The sequence below is a fragment of the Vibrio sp. Vb0667 genome, from assembly GCF_033391095.1.
In genome coordinates, this window is record NZ_JAWPOL010000455.1 from 1 (window position 1) to 1,005 (window position 1,005).

2 protein-coding genes are annotated in these 1,005 nt (G+C 47.6%); both read left to right on the forward strand.

The window, feature by feature from the left end; genetic code table 11:
• The coding region (locus tag R8269_RS26610) for a DoxX family protein (RefSeq protein WP_318223090.1) at nucleotides 1-315 on the forward strand (315 nt) is incomplete at its 5' end.
• A 21-nt stretch (nucleotides 316-336) separates the two neighbouring features.
• The coding region (locus R8269_RS26615; protein WP_318223091.1) for a pirin family protein at nucleotides 337-1,005 on the forward strand (669 nt) is incomplete at its 3' end.

Consider the following 1,005-nt stretch of genomic DNA (forward strand, 5'->3'; position numbering starts at 1 on the left):
GGCTTGGAAGGCACAGGACAATGGATGGCATCAATTGGACTTGGCCCTGGCGTATTGATGGCATTTCTTGCTGGTAGCGCAGAATTTTTCGGCGGCTTGTTTATTCTACTTGGTTTGCTGACACGCCCTGCGGCAGTCGCACTCTCATTCACTATGGTTGTGGCGATTTTCTCAGTGCACTTCGAAAACGGCTTATTTATGGCAAACAACGGCTACGAATTTGGCCTAGCTCTGCTAGCAGCAAGTGTTTCACTGGCCTTTTCTGGCGCAGGTAAAGCGGCGTTAGATAACTTCCTAAACAAAAAATTCTCCTAACCACGGACACTGGAGGCACTGATGATCACCGTAAGACACGCAGAAGACCGAGGTCGAGCAAACTTTGGCTGGCTAGACAGCAAACATACGTTTTCTTTTGGTAGCTATTACGACCCCAAACACATGGGCTTTTCTGAACTGCGAGTCATCAACGATGACCTAGTTCAACCCAACGCAGGCTTTGATACTCATGGTCACCGCGACATGGAGATCATCAGTTATGTGCTAGAAGGTGTTATTGCGCACAAAGACAGTGAAGGCAATGTACAAACGTTACCTGCGGGGGAGTTTCAGCTGATGTCGGCAGGTAAAGGCATTTACCACAGCGAATATAACGCATCAGAAACAGACCCTTTACGCTTTTTGCAAATTTGGATTCAACCTAACACCTTTGGGAATAAACCGGGCTACCAGCAAAAAGATTTTGGACGTAATGCAGGGTTAACCACCATTGCAACCCCAACGGGAGAGAGTGGCACACTGCACATCAAACAAGATGCGTATTTGTATCAATTGATTTTGGAGCCGAATCGCGAACTCGCCTTCGACATCCACTCTGGAAGAAATGTTTACGTTCATCAGGTATCGGGAGAGCTTCATGTCGACAACACCCTGCTAACGGGCGGTGATGGCGCTAAAATCGAAGCACAGAGCAAGGTGACATTTCGTAACCTGACCAATCAATCAGTT